This is a genomic window from Desulfatiglans anilini DSM 4660 (assembly GCF_000422285.1).
Lineage (GTDB): Bacteria > Desulfobacterota > DSM-4660 > Desulfatiglandales > Desulfatiglandaceae > Desulfatiglans > Desulfatiglans anilini.
On sequence record NZ_AULM01000026.1, the window covers coordinates 20,845 to 39,167 of the forward strand.

General features: G+C 56.6%; 16 protein-coding genes. 5 read left to right on the plus strand and 11 right to left on the minus strand.

What is annotated here, in order from left to right; genetic code table 11:
* Nucleotides 1-30: 30 nt before the first annotated feature.
* From H567_RS0115485 to H567_RS0115535, 11 genes are all read right to left on the minus strand, one after another.
* Entirely contained in the window at nt 31-519 is a 489-nt protein-coding gene (locus H567_RS0115485) for a response regulator (RefSeq protein WP_028322101.1), read from the minus strand.
* A 230-nt stretch (nt 520-749) separates the two neighbouring features.
* Nucleotides 750-2,063, minus strand: coding sequence for a TRAP transporter large permease (locus H567_RS0115490; RefSeq protein WP_028322102.1), 1,314 nt, complete (start codon nt 2,061-2,063; stop codon nt 750-752).
* Entirely contained in the window at nt 2,045-2,575 is a 531-nt protein-coding gene (locus H567_RS0115495) for a TRAP transporter small permease subunit (RefSeq protein WP_028322103.1), read from the minus strand. The genes H567_RS0115490 and H567_RS0115495 overlap by 19 nt, the downstream gene beginning before the upstream one ends.
* 294 nt (nt 2,576-2,869) lie before the next feature.
* Nucleotides 2,870-3,754: a TRAP transporter substrate-binding protein DctP gene (dctP, locus tag H567_RS0115500; protein ID WP_028322104.1), complete on the minus strand. Its 885-nt coding sequence runs from the start codon at nt 3,752-3,754 to the stop codon at nt 2,870-2,872.
* A 225-nt stretch (nt 3,755-3,979) separates the two neighbouring features.
* Nucleotides 3,980-5,626, minus strand: a complete 1,647-nt coding sequence (locus H567_RS0115505) for an AMP-binding protein (protein WP_028322105.1) — start codon at nt 5,624-5,626, stop codon at nt 3,980-3,982.
* Between the two features lie 97 nt (nt 5,627-5,723).
* On the minus strand, nt 5,724-6,398 hold the full coding sequence (locus H567_RS0115510) for a TetR/AcrR family transcriptional regulator (protein ID WP_051184991.1): 675 nt from the start codon (nt 6,396-6,398) through the stop codon (nt 5,724-5,726).
* A gap of 137 nt (nt 6,399-6,535) precedes the next feature.
* Nucleotides 6,536-7,390 (minus strand): 3-hydroxyacyl-CoA dehydrogenase family protein, encoded by an 855-nt coding sequence (locus H567_RS0115515; protein ID WP_028322107.1) that lies wholly within the window; start codon nt 7,388-7,390, stop codon nt 6,536-6,538.
* 63 nt (nt 7,391-7,453) lie between these two features.
* The gene (locus H567_RS0115520) at nt 7,454-8,941 is read right to left on the minus strand and encodes a 4-hydroxyphenylacetate 3-hydroxylase N-terminal domain-containing protein (protein ID WP_028322108.1); all 1,488 of its coding nucleotides are present in this window, start codon (nt 8,939-8,941) and stop codon (nt 7,454-7,456) included.
* A gap of 30 nt (nt 8,942-8,971) precedes the next feature.
* Nucleotides 8,972-9,736 carry an SDR family NAD(P)-dependent oxidoreductase gene (locus H567_RS25305; RefSeq protein WP_084517389.1) on the minus strand — a complete coding sequence of 255 codons (765 nt, stop codon included), beginning with the start codon at nt 9,734-9,736 and terminating at the stop codon, nt 8,972-8,974.
* 434 nt (nt 9,737-10,170) lie between these two features.
* On the minus strand, nt 10,171-10,869 hold the full coding sequence (locus H567_RS0115530; RefSeq protein ID WP_028322109.1) for a response regulator: 699 nt from the start codon (nt 10,867-10,869) through the stop codon (nt 10,171-10,173).
* Between the two features lie 4 nt (nt 10,870-10,873).
* Complete coding sequence (locus H567_RS0115535) at nt 10,874-12,364, minus strand: ATP-binding protein (RefSeq protein WP_028322110.1); 1,491 nt, start codon at nt 12,362-12,364, stop codon at nt 10,874-10,876.
* A gap of 256 nt (nt 12,365-12,620) precedes the next feature.
* Between H567_RS0115535 and H567_RS0115540 the strand changes: the two genes are divergently transcribed.
* From H567_RS0115540 to H567_RS0115560, 5 genes are all read left to right on the plus strand, one after another.
* Nucleotides 12,621-13,313, plus strand: a complete 693-nt coding sequence (locus H567_RS0115540) for a hypothetical protein (RefSeq protein WP_153306218.1) — start codon at nt 12,621-12,623, stop codon at nt 13,311-13,313.
* Between the two features lie 226 nt (nt 13,314-13,539).
* Nucleotides 13,540-15,018: an efflux transporter outer membrane subunit gene (locus tag H567_RS0115545; RefSeq protein WP_208598397.1), complete on the plus strand. Its 1,479-nt coding sequence runs from the start codon at nt 13,540-13,542 to the stop codon at nt 15,016-15,018.
* Nucleotides 15,015-16,331: an efflux RND transporter periplasmic adaptor subunit gene (locus H567_RS0115550; protein WP_051184995.1), complete on the plus strand. Its 1,317-nt coding sequence runs from the start codon at nt 15,015-15,017 to the stop codon at nt 16,329-16,331. The genes H567_RS0115545 and H567_RS0115550 overlap by 4 nt, the downstream gene beginning before the upstream one ends.
* Complete coding sequence (locus H567_RS0115555) at nt 16,328-17,059, plus strand: ABC transporter ATP-binding protein (protein WP_244155490.1); 732 nt, start codon at nt 16,328-16,330, stop codon at nt 17,057-17,059. Before H567_RS0115550 ends, H567_RS0115555 begins: the two co-directional genes overlap by 4 nt.
* Nucleotides 17,059-18,270 carry an ABC transporter permease gene (locus H567_RS0115560; protein WP_028322115.1) on the plus strand — a complete coding sequence of 404 codons (1,212 nt, stop codon included), beginning with the start codon at nt 17,059-17,061 and terminating at the stop codon, nt 18,268-18,270. Before H567_RS0115555 ends, H567_RS0115560 begins: the two co-directional genes overlap by 1 nt.
* The last annotated feature ends 53 nt before the right edge of the window (nt 18,271-18,323 follow it).

An 18,323-nucleotide genomic window follows, 5' to 3' on the forward strand; every position in this document is an offset into this window, starting at 1 on the left:
TGAGTCAGTGAAATGACCTGTTTCGGATGGCTAAACCCAATAACCGAACCGTTCCCAAAATTCCTTATTTTCCTTTTTCCAGTCGGATCCAAACTTTTTTTCGTAATAATGATCAAACCGTTCAAGCCAACGCCTCATAAAACCCTTGCCCTTTTGCTGCGCTTCCAACACTTCATTCAGGATCGTTTCAATCTGGTTCATTTCCTCCTTAGGAACGTAGGAAACAGCACCATCCTGAAACGATTTCATCGTATCCTGTACACTCAGCGCATTGGCTGTCAACATGACCGGAATGATCTGCTTTTCTCGGGCTAGCTCCAAGAGCTTATATCCATCAACGCCCATAATATCCAAAACAGCAATATCAAAGTGCTTTGTTTCAATATTCTGCTTAGCTTCTTCAAAGGTCTGAGCAGTTGTAATGTCACACATCGAAAGAAAATCCGACAAAGTTTCCAGAACATCTACTTCATCATCGACAATGAGAATTCTCTTGCCATCCAACAGACTATTTTTCATGCTCACACCCCCATATATCGGCAGAAGAAGCTCACACTATTCAAAATAAAGCATTGAGTCGGCTTTTGTTCACTATCTCTTCAAAAATTCCATAAAAAAGTAGTTTTAAAAAAGTAATCAACTATCTATTCTCGAATACATGAAAATTGATAGACTTGATTTTAAAATTATCAACTCAATTGTTAATCATATATGAGATGATATTCGACGTATTAAAATATAATCTATAATCATTTTATCAATAGATTAGGTAGCCAAGTCACCAGATCAGGGAACAGAATAATAATTAAAAGGCAAAGCGCCTGAATAGCCACAAAAGGAAAAACCGATTTATAAATATCCACCATGGTGATTGAATCTGGGACAATGCTTTTCATATAAAACAGATTGAATCCGAGGGGTGGTGTCAGATAGGACATCTCCATATTGATGATAAACAGAACCCCAAACCACACGGGATCGAACCCCAGGGTCTTGATAAGCGGCACGAACACCGGCGTGCATATCATGATGATTCCACCGGGGTCCAGCAGCATGCCTAGAAAAATTAGAAAAATCTGAATGCCGATCAGAATTACATAGCGGGACACATCAAACGAAGCGACCGTCTCACTGATAAAATCCACCGCGCCAAGAGCGGTGTAGGTGGACGTCAGACATGTCCCTCCGATGATGATCCATATGATCATGCAAGAAAGGGAGAGTGATTGATAGGATGCCTGTTTGAAGATATTCCAGTTCAGGTTACGCGAAATCAGCGCACAGAAAAGCGCCCCGAGTGCGCCGATAGCGGCCGCCTCCGTAGGGGTGGCGACGCCCTTGAAGATGACCCCGAGCACAAGAAGAATCAGGATGATGGGAAGAATAACGGCTCTGAGGGACACGAGTTTCTCCCGCCAACTCGCCCTCTCCTCTTTCGGCAGTGATGGTCCAAGTGACGGATTTATATAGGACCGCACGCCGATATAGATGATGTACATCAGAGCCAGAAGGCCGCCCGGCAGCACTCCGCCGGCAAACAGGGCGCCGATGGACTCTCCTGCAAAGACGCCGTAAACGATCATCAGCACGCTAGGCGGGATGAGAATCCCCAGGGCCCCTCCCGCTGAAATGCACCCCACCGCAAGGTCTTTCTTGTACTGGTGTTTCAGCATGGAAGGCAACGCAATCACTCCCATCGCCACGGTTGCAGCCCCGCTGATTCCCGACATCGCAGCGAAGAAGGTGCAGATGATGACCGTCCCCATGGCAAGCCCGCCTCGAATCCCCCCGATCCACTTGTACATCATCTCATAGAGGGCCTCGGCGATGCCGGAGTGCTGTAAAACGATCCCCATGAACACAAAGAGGGGTATCGAGATCAGGATGAAATTGCTCATCACCCCATAAGCCGTGGACGAGATCATGAAGAGAGACGCCGGCCCCAGAAAGAAATAGTTGAAGATGACCGACAGCCCACCCAGTATGTAAACGAGCGGGAGCCCCGTTAGAAGACCGACCACCAGCGACAAAAAAAGAAGGGCGGTTATGCTTCCGACTTCCATTGGTCTGCTCCCCTTTCGGTAATGAGTGCACGGATGTCACGAATCAATTTGACTAGAAGTTGAAGCAAAAGGAGTAAGGCCCCTAGCGGCAAAACCATTCGGATCGGAAAAATCGGAGGCCCCCACTGGGTCGAGGCACGCTCGAGCATTAGCAGGGATTTCCACGCCGTTGCCCCTCCCTTCCACAGCAAAACCCCCACGAAAAAAAACGCAACAAAGAAAGTGAGGATATCCACTGCCGCCCGAATGCGCGTAGGAAGAGCTCTCTGAACAAGATCCATATTCACGTGCCCGCCCCGCATTGCCGTATACGCACCCCCTACAACAATGAAAGTGCCGAAAAGCATGGCTGACACCTCATGTCCCCAGACCGTCGGGCTTTTGAAGACGTATCTCGCGACAACCCCGTACCCGACCACAACCGCCAGCCCAAAGATTAAAAAACTAACAGCCTTGCCTGTCCATTCGCTGACTGATTCAATCAAACGCAAACACCGATCAAGTCGTCTCATGGTCGCTCCGTCATTTCCATCCGGAGATGGCCTTTTTCCCAATGTGGGCCTTTCAATCTAAGCACTTGTCTGTAAAGCGAGCACCACAGGTCTCCTCCCTACAAACGCGAGATACACTTGATATCGCATGAAACAGGACACACCCCAAAGGGGCGGGACTGAGCGCGCGCAGCGTGTGAAGAAAACCCCATCACTTCCGGCCACAAAATCTGCTCGTTTTGGATAAGCGCTGTACGGAAAAAACTCTCGAAAGGATGCATGGACATAGGCTCCATACATCCCTTCAAGATCTCATTATTCGATGTAACCGAGTTCCTTGAGGAGCTCTTTCATCATATCGATCGCTTTCGCATTGGCCGGATCCTTTTTCGCCATCTTGTCCCAGATGACCATGGCGGCAGCTTTCATCTTTTCAACCTCGGTCTCAGGCAACGTATTGACGCTGACATTCCACTCCGCAACCATCTTGTGAAGCGATGTCTCGGCGATGACCCTCGTATAATCAACCGATCTGGAACTGCCAAACGCCATGGCGGCGGTCTCGATAATGTTCTGCTGCACTGGAGTCAAACGCTTCCAGACATCCATATTGATCAGGAGGTTGTTCCATCCCCCCACGATGGGCTCCGGTTTCATGTAATTTTTCAAAACCTCATGAAATTTCATGATGTACATGGGGCCTGCATCTCCCCAATGCAGCCCGTCGACGACCCCCGTCGCCAAAGCGGTATAGAGTTCACCTCCCGGAATATACATCGTTGAAGCCCCCAGCTCCGTCAGCCATTCGGCCATGACACCGTACGCGCGAAGCTTCATGCCTTTCAGATCCTCAGCCTTCGTAACCGGCTTCCGCGTCATGAGACCCACCGGATACGCCTCGTACGGGATGTGATAAACGTTATGCTTTGCGTAGCCCTCCTTCAGAAGGTCACTGTACCCTCTGTCGAACATGAAATATTTGGCCTCGTAGATATTTTTGAAGGCGAAAGGCAACCCAGCGACCTCGCTCACGGGAACAAGCTTGTGCCAGTACCCTTCGGCTATCAGGGCCATCTCCAGGGTGCCCTGCCCAACGGCATTCAAAACCTCCTCCATGGGGACGATCGAACCAACGCCGAAAAGTTTGATCTCGATCTGCCCTTCGGACAATTCCGAGACAGCCTTCGCAAATTTCCCCATGGTACGTTCAGTGTCAGAAGGAATCAGATGAGCCTGTAATTTCAACGTAATTTTCTTTGGAGAATCAGCAGCATCAGCGATCTGTGTCAAACCGCAGAACACCATTGCAACGAGAGCAAATAAGAACCATCTTTTTTTCATCCGCATATCATGCCTCCTTTCGTTGACGCCCCTAAAAATAAAATTACGAACCAATGTTTCCCACACCGCTCAATAAGCCCCCTTTCATATTTTTTTACTCTCTTCAAGCAAAACCCGCCTCAATATCTTTCCAGCGGCACTTCTAGGCAAATCATCTCGGAATTCAACCTCTCTAGGCCGTTTGTAAGTCGCCATATTCTCTTTGCACCATGCGATGACATCTTTTTCATCAATCTTGTTCTTATACTCCGCTTTCAAAATAATATAAGCTTTTGGGCTCTCACCCCTGTAAGGATCCTGAACACCGACCACGGCAACATCTGCGACTGCAGGCAATTTAAACAACAAATTTTCGACTTCGCTCGGGAAAACACTATAGCCGCTGCACTTGATCAATTCCTTTTTCCTTCCTACAATTTTGAGATAACCCTCTTCATCAAGCATTCCGATATCGCCCGTATAAAGCCATCCATTGCGGAAGGTCAACTGCGTCTCCTCGGGCCTGTTCCAATATCCCGCGCAGACCGTCGGGCCCTTGATGACGATTTCCCCCTCTTCTCCAGGGGCAAGTTCTTTCTCGCCGTTTTCGAGGTCTACGATCTTCATTTGACTCAATTGCGGGATGCCTACAAAGCCGGGCTTGTAGCGAAGGAGCGGAGTGATCGCGCCCCCCTGCGACACGCATTCCGTCAATCCATAGCCTTCGCCGATAATCGCATTCGGAGCCAAATCCTTGATTTTGACTTGTATCTCAACCGAGATCGGCGTCCCCCCGCTCCAAAGGCATCGCAAAGAGCCGAAATCGTATCGTTCAATCCCGGGCGTTTCGAGAAAGGCAATCAAACTGGTCGTCGCTGTCACCCAGTACGTACACCGATACAACTCAATCGCCCGCGCTGTGACCTCCGCATCAAAACGCGTCAAAACGACTATCTGCCCTCCGGAAATCAGCGGCGTACACATCAACTGCTGCATCCCCATGATATGGAAAAATGGCGTCACACCCAGATGGACATCGTCGTATCTGTGCCTGTACCAATGTACGGTGCCCACACAAGCATAGGATAAATTATAATGAGTCAGCATGGCCCCTTTGGGCAGCCCCATGGTTCCACCAGTATATTGCAGAAGGGCCAGATCATCGAGATTGGTTATATTGTTGGTGGGGGTTGCAGGGGCGTTTTGTATAAAATCCAGAAAACTGATTGCACCTTTATAGGTCATTTCTCTTTCCAGAGAATCTTTAGGGAAAGGGAGAATAGGGTCGGAAGGCATATAATCTTTCAGTGAAGTCAGAATCACATGCTTCAGTTGAATTTGCGATTCGATTTTCTCGACTTCCGGATATAAAGAGTCGAGGCTTATAAGAATTTCACTTCCCGCATCGCTGATCTCGTATTCCAGTTCAGCCTGTTTGAACATGGGATTCAGGCAGACAACCACGCCGCCGGCCCTGAGGATACCAAAGTAGGTGATGACAAATTGCGGACAATTTTGCATGAAAAGGGCAACGCGGTCCCCTTTCTCGAGCCCCAAAGCCAAGAGACCTTGAGCAAACCGATCGATGCTCTCGTTCAGTTCTGCATAGCTGATATCCCGCCCGTAGAATCTCAGCGCAATCCGATCAGGAGAAAACTCGGCCCACTCCCGAAGATATTCAGATACCGGTTTCTCGACTTGCAGGATCTTCGGGACGAGTGGCGGCCAGACCTTTTGCGACAGGTTCTCCATATTTCTCCCCTCCAAAATCCATTCCGTGTTTCTCAAATATTTGGATCGCTCGAATTAATTTTTTGACAAAAAAAGCATTTTTTCAATCCATCGACCATTACAGCGTCCTCGGCCGTGACAGCCCAAGGCCTTTGAAACTAAAATCTACCATGAACTCGACCGAATCTCTTACCGGTCTGCTTTTTAGATTCCAACCTCTGAGGGCTAAAAATACAACAATATAGGCAATCAAATTGGCAGAAAAATCAATATCTATATCAATTGCTTGCTGTTTTGACGCATTCCTGATGAGATCACGCCAATATTCAACGACATTGCGATTATCCATCTCTAGTACAACTTTCAAATGGTTTTTTGCCAAATATTTGCTTTCCGTGTAAATAAACTGAATCAGATCCTTATTTTCAACAATAAATACTAGAGATTCTTTCAGAGCCGATTCAAGCTTCTTTGTTGCATCGTCAATTTCTTCAATCTCGGCATCTGTCAACCTCTGGTACCATGACGTCTGCATATGCTTGTGAATCAGAAAGAGAACGTCGTCTTTGGACGATATATAATGATACATTTGTCCCATAGACATTCCCGCGGCTTCCGCGATTTCCCGCATCGATGTCGGGTGAAAGCCCTTCTTGAAAAATACACGGCATGCACCTTCAACTATCTGACGATGCTTTGATTCGACCGCACTGGCTTTCTTGGCCGAAATCTTGATCAACTCTTCAATATGGCCTTCCCAACATCTCTCGAAAGAATCGCTTTTCTTGCTCATGATGCACCCAAAAATTAGATCGATTGCTCTGAATAATAGTTAACCTCCAAAGATAAATCAACGGTTTTCCTCAGGTCCTATCATGAACACCCCAAAACTCGAAGCCTCAGCCACCGGGCAGAAAGCCAGGATCCTCCTCAGACGTCATATTCGTAGAAACCTTTTCCGGACTTCCGTCCCAGCCACCCCGCACTGACCATACGTCTGATCCTGACCGGACAGGCATACTGCGGATCGTTCAATTCACGAAACATGGCATCTGTGCCCAGAGCGAGGGTATCCAGGCCGATCAGGTCCATCAGCTCGAACGGCCCCATGGGGAGCCCCAAGCCGGTTTTGACCGCGGCTTCGATGTCTTCTTTGCCTGCGACCCCTTCATCCAGTAAACGGACCGCGTTCAGGAGAATCGCGGTCAGAATGCGATTGACGATAAAGCCCGGACGATCGTTCGAGACCACCACCTTTTTCCCGATGTGTTCGCCAAAGGCTGCCATCCTGCGCACAATCTCGGGATCCGTCTTCAGCGTCCTCACAAGTTCCAGCAGTGGAATGATGTCAGGGGGCGTCAGAAAATGCGTCCCCAGCACCTGATGAGGCCTCGAAGTCACTTTTGCGATCTCGATGACGGACAAGACCGACGTGTTGGTGGCCAGGATCGTTTTCTCTGGACAAATACGATCCAGCATCTCGAAAATGTGTTTCTTGAGTTCAAGGTCCTCGGTCACCGCCTCGATCACGAGGTCACAGGCATCAAATCCTTCCCATCGACTGGTACTGACGATCCTTCCGAGGGTCTCGGATTTGTCTGACTGGGATAACTTGCCCTTCTCAACGAGTCGGGACAAAGCTGAACGTATGCGCTCCATGCCTTTGGCAAGAGTTGCCTCGCTCGCTTCGGAGACAATGACGGAATGCCCTCTCTGCGCGCATAGCTGCGCAATCCCAGATCCCATGACCCCGCATCCGACGATGCCGATTCTGCCTATTTTCATTCCCGTCTTCTTTTTCATCGGTGAAAATCTATCCGGCCCTTGCAATGCGGCCGGGTGCTCTCCCTACAATTCAGGTGGAAATTGCGGAAGGGAATCGAAGACCGGATGTCTATCCGGGTTCTTTATGCCTGCTGCCCGCATGGCGGCCGCCTTGTAACGCTTCATATCGCCAAGGACCAGGATCGACAGCTTCTGTGCCTCCAGAGAACCCTCGGCGTGGATCGTGAGGACATCTTCGTAGGAAGAAGTGAGATCCCGGACGAGCTTCACCATGCGGAGTCTGTCTTCCGTAGGGATTCCTGCTTTCCCGCCGAGCACCTTTTTGAGCACCTCGTGAATCTCAGGATGGAAGAAATCCTTTGCGGAAGGACAAGTAGCCACGATCCCACCGGCGATATCCTGAATGTATTTGGTGGCCTGATGCCAGTTATCCGCAAAATAAAATTTGCAGATGTTGGCATACATAGGGTTCGGGTAGACCAGGTCCGAATCGGACTCGGCGTTGCAATATTCGCATGCAGCCCGTCCCAGAACTTCTACCGCCTCTGTGTACATCACCAGCCAAGTCAATTTCTCCCGAACGTGGGGCGCCTTTTCTATGCCGTTGTACTCCGCCATGAGCGTCGCGGCGCCGGTGAAGAGTTCGAGTTCCATCGCCTTATAAGTCTCGGCGCTGAGGCGGTGGAAATTGGCGAACATGTAGGCCACTTGGCCAGCGAATTCCCACTCCCCTTTAAGAAAAATTCGATCATTCGGAATAAAAACGCGGTCAAAAAGGATCGTGGCGTCGTTGATAAAGACGCTCCCGGCAATCGGATGATCGAAGAGGTTCGTATCTGCGGCAATCTCCGGCTCCGCCGAAACGAGCGTCAGGCCCTCGGCGTTCACTGGCACACCGAATGCCACGGCATAGGCCTTGTCGTTTTCTGTCATGGCACGACAGGGTGCGATCAGGATTTCATTGCAGAGCGGTGCCTGGCTGATGTGCGTTTTCGCTCCGCTGACGACGATGCCGTCCTCCCGCTCTTCCACGATATGCACATAATAATCGGGGTGTTCCTGCTGATGCGGACGAAGACTCCGATCCCCTTTGGTATCCGTCAGCCCCATTGCGAACGCCAGATCGTTTTGTTGAAGGTGTCTCCGGTAGGCTTCGACATTTTCCGCGTAGTGCGTACCGTACTTTGTGTCGACCCTCCTGCTTACGACCGTCAACGCATTGAGGCCGTCCTTGGCCACGAATTTCGCACCAGGGGGCTTGCCGAAACATACCCTCGCCCACAGTTTGACGACCTCGCGCAGACGCAGCAAGTCCTCCTTCGTGCGCTGCGGCATCAGGGCAAAACTCACCCTTTCCCCGTCCTCGTTGACATCGGTCAACAGGTCCTGGAACCGGGGATCATTATTCAACACATAGTCCATGGCCACCCAGTCCCTGCAGACCTTCAAAACCGGGTGTTCGGTCACATCCGGCACCTTTTCGCCGTTACAATATACAACCCGCCCGTCCTTGAGGCTCTCGATGTACTCCTGGGGTGTCTTGATTGCCATGATCGTCTCCTTCGTTTCAAAGATAGGTTGTTATAAGCCGTGCCACGCACATAGCTCGTGATCCGTCGCGACAGTCCCTGTAACCGAACCTGCATGCTGTGCTGCCAGAAAAACGGCGCATTTCACCATTCTGTCCGGCGGCTCCCAGCCTTGCCGATCCTTTTCCGGCACCCAGAAACGCATCCCCTCGGTGCTGACGACATTTTTGGGTTTAATGCAATTGACGGCTATATTGTGCTTTCCAACCTCCGTAGCCAGACCCCATGTAAACCGATCGACCGCAGCCTTCGCTACGGCATAGGCCACGCCTGTCGGGACGGTGCCTTCATCCCGCTCGTCGGCGGCGAGCGAAGAGATATTGATGATCGATCCGCTCCGCCTCTCGATCATCGAAGAGAGCACGGCCTTGCTGCACAGAAAGACGCCCTTCAGGTTGACGTCGATTACGATCTCCCATTTCCTGAGAGGCGTCTCCACAACTGGAAAATAGAATGCCACACCGGCATTGTTCACAAGGATGTCTATGCGCCCGAATTCCTTGAGCGCCGCATCGACCATCGCCTGGACGCTGTTCTCGTCCGTCACATCGCATTGAACGGGCAATGCGCGGCGACCGTGCTTCTCGACCTCTTCAGCGGTTTCATAGATAGTACCGGGAAGCCTTTCATGCTTCTGGTTCGCACTCCGCGCAGCCACGACCACATTCGCACCCTCTTTGGCAAAACCCGCTGCGATTGCCCTGCCGATCCCCCGGCTGGCGCCTGTCACAATGGCGACTCTATCCTTAAGTTTCACGCCGACCTCCCCTCAAGATGACATAGCTCAATGGGTCGAAACATTGAAGCGGCCTATTTCTTGGCCCGGAAATGAAAAACCGAAAAGACCGCTCAATTTATTTCGAGCGCTCATTTTAAATTTTCCTCAATATGTAATTTAAATTTTCAGAGGTTGTCAACACTTTTTTCGGGTGGATTACACTCGCCGGCAAAAACCGACTGCGATTCGCGTCTCTTTCCTTCGAACCTCTGGCGGTCTTTTTCAGAAGGGTTCAAATACGGAAAAGAGTTGGGCGATGCGTCTGAGAGGCTTTTCGGTTCGACGCAAGGAGCAGGCCTGACCCTATTCCGAAGGGGAAAAACGGTGGATGGCATCTCAGCCGGTCCAGGCAAAAAGAATCTCTTCAATGCATCCAGGGAGCCGTCCGGGCGGCGCCGAACGGCACGGCCGGCTCAGAGGTCTTCAGGCTCCAGGCTGAACTTGTAGCCAACCCCATAGACCGTCCGGATCACCTCCTGATCAGGGATCCCTGCGGCGATCTTTTTGCGGAGATTTTTGATGTGCGTGTCGATGGTGCGGTCGTAACCGTCGAAGGCGTAGCCCTGAACGCGGTTGATGAGTTCGTTGCGGGAAAATACGCGCCCTGGCTGCGCCATCAGAATCTTCAGGAGCCCGAACTCGCTGGGGGTGAGATTCAGGGGGTGTCCGGCCGCGCTCGCTTCGCGTCTGGCCTCGTCCAGGAAGATGGGGCCAGCCTCCAGCGGGGCGGACCGGCCCGGTTCGGCGCGTGTCCTGCGCAGCACAGCCTTGACCCGTGCCACGACCTCACGCGGGCTGAACGGCTTGCAGATATAGTCGTCGGCCCCGAGTTCCAGGCCGACAATGCGCTCGATCTCCTCCACCCTGGCGGTGATCATGATGATCGGAACCGCAGAGAATCGCCTGATCTCACGGCAAATATCGGTTCCTTCCATTCCGGGAAGCATGATATCGAGCAGGATCAGCGCCGGGGGCTCTCTTCTGACCTGCGCGATCACCTGATCGCCCCGGTGCAGGATCGAGGCTGTAAACCCCGCCGCCGTGAGGTAATCCGACAAGATCTGCGCGATTTTCCGCTCGTCTTCTACGATCAGAACCTGGTTCCGGGCCATTTCCCTACCTCTTTTCAGCGCTCCCCGCCGCCCGCTTCGGAGCGCGCGGAAAGGTCATGCGGATGAGCAGCCCGCCTGCCGGGCTGTGCTCGGCGCGAATCGCACCGCCGTGAGCAAGGACGATCTGACGGCAAATAGCCAGGCCCAAGCCGCTCCCGCCCAGTTCACGGCTTCTGGATTTGTCGACCCGGTAGAGGCGGTCGAAAAGCCTCCCGAGGGCTTCTTCGGGAACGCCCGGCGGGGTGTCCTCGAAGCACAGCAACAGTTGACCGCCCTCCTCCCGCCCCGTAATCGTCAATAGCCCGGGGGCATCCGTGTAGCGGAGGGTGTTTTCCAAGAGGTTTCCGTAAAGCTGCGCCAGACGATGTTCGTCCCCCTGCGTGACAAAATCCCTGCAGCCCTGCACATCCAACGAGAGCCCGATGCCCTCACGGTCAAAGAGCGGCAGGAAGCCGGCGGCAGCCTTCTCCAGGACCTCAACCGGCCGAACAGGGGCGTTGTGCTGCATCAGGGCCTGGGAATCGGCCAGCGAGAGAAGGTGCAGATCGTCCACCATCTTGCCGAGGCGGACGATCTCGGCATGCAGGGATTGAAGGGTATCCCGGTTCGCCTTCCGGATCCCGTCCTGCAAAGCCTCGATCTCCCCCCGCAGGACCGCCAGGGGTGTCCGCAGCTCGTGGGAAATATCCGCCACCCACTGCCGGCGCATCTCTTCATATTTCCGGAGCGTATCCGCCATTCGGTTGAAGTCCTCCGCGAGCTGTCCAAGCTCATCCCTGGTGTCGACCTCGATCCGCGCGTCGAAATCGAAGTCCGCAAGAGAACGGGTCCCCTTGGCCAGGCGGCCGATCGGCCTCAGGATGTGCTTGGAGAAAAGCAGGGAAGCCAGCCCGACGAGCAGGAGAACGCCGCCCCCCACCAGCAGGAATGCCCTTGACTGCGCCTTTCTGAAGTCGGCCTCCAGCGGGGTGTGTGGACGCTCGCGCCGTGGCAGGCCCACCCACCCGGCTGGAACCCCGTCGACGCGGATCTCACGCATCGCATAGGTCGCCGGGTCGCGGCCGGCAAGCCTTCCGGCAACCGCCTTGCGGTCTGAATCGAACAGGACGAGCCCCTTCAACATCCAGCGGTACGGCGAGGGCAGGCGCTGCCCCGTCGTCTCGTCCAATCGTTTGTCCTCCTGCGCTGTGGCCTCCGGCAGGTCTTCTCCCGGTCGCGCCCCCTGACGCTCCTTCGGCTCAGGGTCGCTCTGGGAGCCGAAGCGCCGCAACGTAGCCCGCCAGCGATCCGGCTCGGACGTGAAGGCCGTCCAATTTCCATCCACCCGATAGACGTCGGCCAGCTCGGTGACCAGGTCGTCCATTGTTTCAAGGGCCGCTTGATTGATGTAATCGCCGAAGCGGTGGGACAGGTAGACCTGGAGCACGGCGATCATGACCACCGCCGCCAGGGCCGTCGCCAGAAAGGCAAAAAATGTCTTGTAAACCAATCGCATCGGGTATTCCTCGGGGTTGATCCGCCGGCATGGGGCCCTCTGGAAAGAAGATCCTGGAACGCCCCGCTTGCAGCTTTGAGAATTAGGCCTTGTCCGTCACGATTTCAAGTCAATTCGGCCGCTCCCCGAACTCCCCATCCCTTCTTCATGCTTTCTCCCCATTTCCGGGCGTACTCCTCTCTATGCAATTGACATCCCGGCTCCATAGTCTCTTCACAATCGGAGGCTATCTTCTTCCCATTCGGAAATGGTCTTTTTGGCCAATCTCGGCGTCAACCTGCACCTTCGCTTGTGCGGCGGCCATGACACCGCCACCGCGCAAACGCTTGATTGCCTTGATATTGGCCGATCCGGGACCCGCCCCGGACTCGAAACCCTGGCCGTGATCATGGATCGTGAACCATCCCGCGGCCGCACCTTGAGCAAGGAGGTTGTCATGAAGCACAGGATCCCTATCGCCACTCTCATTGCGTTTCTCGCCCTTCTGATTGCGATCCCCCTGAACGCGGCAGCGTTTAAAGGACCAGATCTGGAAGGACGAAAAGGCCCCTGCATCCACCGCCATAAAAAGGACGGCGCCGAGCTCTGCATGCGCTTCGTCAACCAGAACCTGGCCGTCGAAGCGATAGCCGAACTAAGCGGTCAGCCGCAGGAGATCATCCGGCAGAAACTCGACCGTAAACGGCCTTATCTGCTGCTGGCCGAATACGGCATCGAACCGAAGGCCTTTCGGAGTGCCATGGAGATCAGGCATCGTGCGCTACTCTATAAACTCAATGAAATGGGGTACCTGACTTCAGACCAGTTGACCCTGATCCAGGAACGGAAAAACCGCCGTGCCGAACGTCGGGCCCTCATGCAGAAACTGGTCGAGGCCGGTCTGGAGAATGGCACCATCACCCAGGAAGAGGCCGCCTCTCTCGTGCCCCGCGACCGAGGTCGTTTTTGAGCCTATGCCGCCCAAAAAAAGCCGCCGTTTCTGGATTGGAGAGCGGGTTGCACCTGGCACACAGAACCTGTGCAAGGGAGCGAAGCCCTTTCCATTCCGCAAACGGGGCTGTAAGCCACCGGCCTGTTTTTTAACCGCAGCCTCGGGAGGCGATCGGTGTGAAATGGAGGATGAACGAGAAAATGGATCACTTCGTCCAGGCGGAGCCAGGGAAAACGGGGCCCGAATGATGAGGACATTCCACAAACCGAGCGGCGGCAGTGCGCTTGGGACGGTCCTGCTGCTGATCCCGGCGGTTTTGCTCCTGCTCCCCGCGTGCGCCGCCGTGGGGCCGGATTATGTCAGACCCGAGGCCGCTTCGCCTGCCGCCTGGAACACCCGCCTCGACGAAGGCTTGAGCCCGAAGACCCCTGACGTTCCGACACTGTCGCAGTGGTGGATGACACTGGAAGATCCGATCCTCTGCGGCCTCATCGACCAGGGCATCGCCCGCAACCTCGATATCAAGACAGCACGAGCGAGGATACGCGAGGCCCGCGCCCAGCTCACCGCCGCCGGGGCCAGCCTGTGGCCCGGCGTCGACACGGCCGGCAGTGCTACCTGGAGCCAAGGCAGCGAAAACCGCGGCGGCGGGGGCACGACGGAGCTCTATAGCCTCGGCTTCGATGCCTCGTGGGAACTGGATCTTTTCGGCGGGAACCGCCGCACGGCCGAAGCCGCTTCAGCCGAACTGGAGGCCGAGGAGGAGAATCTCCGCGATGTCCTGGTCACGCTGCTGGCCGAGATCGCCTTGAACTACCTGGACCTGCGCACGGTTCAGGCAAGGCTCCGCGTAACGGAGGAAAACCTCACCGCGCAGCAGGAAACGGCGGATCTAGCCCAACTGCGCCGGCAGGCCGGATTGACCGATGAACTGGCGGTAGAACAATCCCGCTACAACCTGGAGAGCACCCGCTCACAGATCCCGTCGCTGCGCACCGCGATCGAGTCGGCCAAGAATCGTCTGGCCGTCTTGACAGGGTCTGCGCCCGGTGAACTTCACCGGAGGCTCGATGCCGTGGAACCGGTCCCTGCCCCGCCCGCCGAGATCGCAGTGGGGGTGCCGGCCGAAACCCTTCGCCAGCGGCCGGACATCCGACGCGCCGAGCGCTCCCTTGCGGCCCAGACGGCGCGGATCGGCGCCGCGACGGCGGATCTGTACCCGCGTCTCAGGCTCTTCGGGAGCATCGGACTCGAGTCCCTCTCGGCCGGGAACCTTTTCGACGCCCGCAGCCTCGCCCGCAGCATCGGCCCCAGCCTGAGCTGGCCCCTCTTCGATGCCGGAGCGATACGCAGCAACATCGAAGTGCAGTCAGCCCTTCAGGAGCAGGCTCTCTGCCAGTACGAAGCGACTGTCCTCGGCGCACTCGAGGAGGTCGAAAACGCCCTCCAGGCCTATCAGGACGAACTGGAACGGAAGCGCACCCTCGCGCGGGCGGTCGAGGCCGCCCGGAAGGCCGTCGAGCTTTCCCGGATCAAGTATGAGGCAGGGCTGACCGACTTCGTCAGTGTGCTCGAGGCTGAGCGTTCCCATCTGGGTTTCGAGGACCAGATGGCCCAAAGTGCCGGAAACGTCGCAGCCGACCTGGTGAGGATCTACAAGGCGCTGGGGGGAGGGTGGGATGCCCTTGCCTCCAAGGAAGCACGGGGTGGAAATCCTTCATGAAAGACATCGTCTCCGAAAATCAGACTGCCCGCGACCCTCTGCCTGCCGCGAGGCTTCCCGGCCTTGACGACGACCGGCGGACCCGCGGACGCTTCCGATGGTGGATGATCTGGGCATTCCTGGCCGTCCTCTCGGCGCTGGTGGTTCTCAAGATCACCGCCGTCCGAAAAGCGGAGGGCGTACAATACAAGACGCAGCCCGCGCGGTCAGGCGGGATTACGGTCACGGTCTCCGCCACCGGGAATCTCGAGCCGACCAACCAGGTCGAGATCGGCAGCGAGCTTTCGGGCACCGTGAGGACGGTTGAAGTGGACTACAACGACCGCGTGCAGGCCGGACAGGTCCTTGCTCACCTGGACACCGCCCGCCTCAAGGCCCAGGTGCTGCAGTCGAAGGCCTCCCTCGCCTCGGCCCGCTCCGCCCTGCTCGAAGCCCAGGCCACGGTGGGGGAATCACGGAGCAACGTGGCAAGGCTGAAGCATGTCAGCAGTCTGAGCGGCGGGCGGGCGGTCTCCCGGCAGGATCTGGACGCCGCCGAGGCGGCGCTGGAGCGCGCCAAGGCCCTGGAGGCGGTGTGCCGAGCGGCCATTTCCCAGGCCCAGGCCAACCTGGAGATCAACGAAACCGACCTGTCGAAGGCGGTCATCCGCTCACCGATCGACGGCATGGTCCTCAGCCGCTCCGTGGAGCCCGGACAGACCGTGGCGGCCTCCCTTCAAGCCCCGGTCCTGTTCATTTTGGCGGAGGACCTCACCCGCATGGAACTGCACATCGATGTCGACGAGGCCGACGTGGGCCTGGTGCACGCCGGACAAACGGCCGATTTCACGGTGGACGCCTACCCGGACCGCCGGTTTCCGGCAAGCGTCCGGCAGGTCCGCTTCGCCTCGCAGACCGTCGACGGCGTCGTCACCTACGAGACGGTGTTGACCGTGGACAACCACGACCTGACCCTGCGGCCGGGGATGACCGCGACAGCCGACATCGTCGTGGCGGAGGTGAAGGAAGCGCTGCTGGTCCCCAACGCCGCGCTCCGTTTCCAGCCCTCCGACCCGGATGGGGCGGGAACCTCTGCAAGCAGCGGCGGAATCCTCCAGAAGATCCTGCCGCGCCCTCCGAGGTCTTCCCCCAAAAAGATCAAGCAACAGACCGACAACAAAAAGGACCAGCAGGTCTGGATCATCGAAAATGGGGTGCCGACCGCTATTCCGGTGACGGTCGGATTGACCGACGGCCTGATGACCGCACTGATCGCAGGCGACGTGCGGCCGGGGATGGAACTCGTCGTCGAGCAGCTGGAGAAAAAGCGATGAGCCGAAACGCCGCAGCCGCTGAAACCATGCTCGAACCCATCATCCGGCTGACCAACGTCACCAAGACTTACGGTTCGGGCAGCGCGGCCATGCAGGCCCTCAAGGGCATTGACCTCGCCATCCACCCGGGGGAATTCGTCGCCGTCATGGGTCCGAGCGGATCGGGCAAGTCCACCTGCATGAATATCCTGGGCTGCCTGGACACGCCCAGCAGCGGGGTCTTCCTCTTCGACGGCGTCGATGTGGCAAGGCTGACCCGGGACCAGCGGGCGCTTCTGCGGCGCCATGACCTGGGGTTCGTTTTCCAGGGCTTCAATCTTCTGAGCCGCACCTCGGCCCTCGAAAACGTCGAACTCCCGCTGATCTACCGCCGCGTCCCGGCCGCCCGGCGCCGTGAACTGGCGCTGCGCGCTCTGGCCGCCGTCGGTTTGAGCGGGTGGGAGTCCCACACGCCGGCCGAACTCTCCGGGGGCCAGCAGCAGCGTGTCGCCATCACCCGGGCCATCGTGACGGAGCCCAAGGTGCTGCTGGCCGACGAGCCGACGGGAAACCTGGATTCGGCCCTGAGCCGCGAGGTCATGGAGCTTCTGCAGTCCTTCAACCGAAGCCGGGGTCTGACCATCGTCATGGTGACCCATGAGGCCGACATGGCCGCGTACGCCGAACGGCGGATCCTCTTCCGGGACGGACGCATCGCCTCCATCGAAACGGAAAGGAATCCAGCCTGATGCTGTGGGAAACGATCCTTCTGGCGGGGCGCGCCATCCGCCGCAATCTGCTCCGGTCGATCCTGACCATGATCGGGATCATTGTGGGAGTCGGGGCCGTCATCACGATGGTCACCCTCGGCGGAGGAGCCACCGCTCAAGTCACCCAGCAGATATCGAGCCTCGGCACCAACCTCCTCCAGGTTCGTCCGGGACAGGGCTTCCGCGGCCCCGGCGGCGTCCGCTCGGAGGCCCCGCTCTTCACGGCGGCGGATGCCGAGGCGATCAAGCGGGAGATCTCGGGGCTTGCGGCCGCAGCACCGGTGGCGAACGCGGCGACCCAGGCCATCTACGGGAACCGCAATTGGTCTACCGCCATAACGGGCAGCACCAACCAATTCCTCCACGTCCGCAACTGGACGATCGCCTCGGGGCGGTCCTTCACCGACAGGGAAATGCGCGCGGGCAAGGCCGTCGTCATCCTGGGATCGACCGTGAAGAACCAGCTCTTCGGCGCGCAGGATCCGCTCGGCGCCACCATCCGCCTCCAGAAACTGGCCTGCCAGGTCATCGGGGTCCTCGAATCCAAGGGGCAATCCTCCTTTGGAACCGACCAGGACGACTTCGTCTTGATCCCGCTGAAGACCCTGCACCGGCGTGTCGTCGGCAACACGGATGTCAGCGCGATTTACGTGTCCGCCGCGGACGGCGTCTCGACCGAGCGCAAGATCGCCGACATCCAGAACCTGCTCCGGGAGAGACGGCGCCTAGCGCCCGGAGACGACGACAATTCCCATGTCAGCAACATGCGGGAGATCCTCAACACCCTGACCGGAACCACGCGGGTCCTGACCGGGCTCCTGGGCGCCGTGGCGGCCGTGAGCCTCCTGGTCGGCGGCATCGGCATCATGAACATCATGCTGGTGTCGGTGACGGAGCGCACCCGGGAGATTGGGATCCGGCTGGCGATCGGCGCACTGGAACGCGAGGTCCTCCTCCAGTTCCTCGTGGAGGCCATGGTCCTGTCCTCCTTCGGCGGATTGCTCGGCATCGGAGTCGGGCTGGGCGCCGCGGCCCTCGGGGCCCGAATCCTCCAGATCCCCTTCGTACCGAACTACGGCATCCTCGTCGTCGCCGTCGTCTTCTCTGGGGCCATCGGGATCCTCTTCGGCTATTTCCCCGCCCGCAAGGCCGCCCGGCTGGACCCAATCGAGGCCCTGCGCTACGAGTAGGAGGTCTGCGCCTGACGGCGTGTCGAAAAATCCGTTGTGCGGAGGTCGTTAAA

Bases quoted from the DNA above. Each gene is read 5' to 3' on its own strand.
- H567_RS0115485 (WP_028322101.1), bottom strand. From the start codon at position 519: ATGAAAAATAGTCTGTTGGATGGCAAGAGAATTCTCATTGTCGATGAT.
- H567_RS0115490 (WP_028322102.1), bottom strand. From the start codon at position 2,063: ATGGAAGTCGGAAGCATAACCGCCCTTCTTTTTTTGTCGCTGGTGGTC.
- H567_RS0115495 (WP_028322103.1), bottom strand. From the start codon at position 2,575: ATGAGACGACTTGATCGGTGTTTGCGTTTGATTGAATCAGTCAGCGAA.
- dctP (WP_028322104.1), bottom strand. From the start codon at position 3,754: ATGGGGAAATTTGCGAAGGCTGTCTCGGAATTGTCCGAAGGGCAGATC.
- H567_RS0115505 (WP_028322105.1), bottom strand. From the start codon at position 5,626: ATGGAGAACCTGTCGCAAAAGGTCTGGCCGCCACTCGTCCCGAAGATC.
- H567_RS0115510 (WP_051184991.1), bottom strand. From the start codon at position 6,398: ATGAGCAAGAAAAGCGATTCTTTCGAGAGATGTTGGGAAGGCCATATT.
- H567_RS0115515 (WP_028322107.1), bottom strand. From the start codon at position 7,390: ATGAAAATAGGCAGAATCGGCATCGTCGGATGCGGGGTCATGGGATCT.
- H567_RS0115520 (WP_028322108.1), bottom strand. From the start codon at position 8,941: ATGGCAATCAAGACACCCCAGGAGTACATCGAGAGCCTCAAGGACGGG.
- H567_RS0115530 (WP_028322109.1), bottom strand. From the start codon at position 10,869: ATGGCCCGGAACCAGGTTCTGATCGTAGAAGACGAGCGGAAAATCGCG.
- H567_RS0115535 (WP_028322110.1), bottom strand. From the start codon at position 12,364: ATGCGATTGGTTTACAAGACATTTTTTGCCTTTCTGGCGACGGCCCTG.
- H567_RS0115545 (WP_208598397.1), top strand. From the start codon at position 13,540: ATGATGAGGACATTCCACAAACCGAGCGGCGGCAGTGCGCTTGGGACG.
- H567_RS0115550 (WP_051184995.1), top strand. From the start codon at position 15,015: ATGAAAGACATCGTCTCCGAAAATCAGACTGCCCGCGACCCTCTGCCT.
- H567_RS0115555 (WP_244155490.1), top strand. From the start codon at position 16,328: ATGAGCCGAAACGCCGCAGCCGCTGAAACCATGCTCGAACCCATCATC.
- H567_RS0115560 (WP_028322115.1), top strand. From the start codon at position 17,059: ATGCTGTGGGAAACGATCCTTCTGGCGGGGCGCGCCATCCGCCGCAAT.